We start from the raw sequence: 871 nt of genomic DNA, 5'->3' as shown, positions 1-871 counted from the left end.
AGTATATGGTAATGGATTTCTGCTGGTTTCCACGTCTTCCTTCGGGGTTAAAAGTCACTTCCAACTCGGTGCTCTCTCCGGGTTTAAGCTTGTCCTTTTTAAGTTTTGAAGTAGCACAGGTACAGTTAGACTTCGTTTGTCTGATCACTAATGGGTTTTGACCGGTATTGGTCAATGTGAATTGGGTTGTTACAACTTTATCCTCACCGATCCTGCCAAAGTCATGGACATTTTCACCCAGCTTGAGCCGGGGAGCTTTATCCAGTTCTTCCTGGGTCATTGGAGGGAAATACTCTTCAATGGTAGCATATATGCTAACGGATTTCACCGCGTCTGCCCCCTCCTCATTGGTTAAAAATTTAACGTTATCGGAGCCAAAACCAAGGTCATTTTTGGCCTTGGCATCGTAGTGCACCTTGATCAACCCTTTAGATTTAGGTGCAAGCTCCTGCGGCTCGAAAGTGAGTTTAATGTAAGATGGGGCATCCTGTTTCTCAAGGAAGGTTACAGGTTTCTCAGAAGCATTGTAAACTTCAAACTCTTTTACAGCAGGCTCTCCTGATGTTTCTATCTTACCCATATTCAACGACCTGTATTTCACTCTCAGCGCTCCCATTTCAGTGGGCAGATCATCTTCTACTGACTTGGGTTTAGGTACTACATTGCCCCTGATGTATAGCCTCAAAGGTGTTGCCTCGGCATCTGTAGTAACCGTCAGGCTTTTATTAAACTGTCCGGGACGATTTCTAGGGTTATATTGGGCCTGAATATAACCGGTCTCCCCAGGTTTAACCGGCTCTTTGCTCCAGTCTGGCGTAGTACATCCACAACTGGCTTTTACACTTAATATTTTTACCGGCTCAAGGCCCTT

Annotated in this window: 1 protein-coding gene; it reads right to left on the bottom strand. The window is 45.0% G+C overall.

Features of this window, described 5'->3' with window-relative positions; genetic code table 11:
- Positions 1–871: DUF1573 domain-containing protein (locus E1163_RS00220; protein ID WP_155168527.1), on the bottom strand; the 871-nt coding region annotated here is incomplete at both ends.

It is taken from the genome of Fulvivirga kasyanovii (genome assembly GCF_009711405.1).
Taxonomy (GTDB): Bacteria; Bacteroidota; Bacteroidia; order Cytophagales; family Cyclobacteriaceae; genus Fulvivirga; species Fulvivirga kasyanovii.
This window is presented reverse-complemented; position numbering and strand designations above follow the sequence as displayed.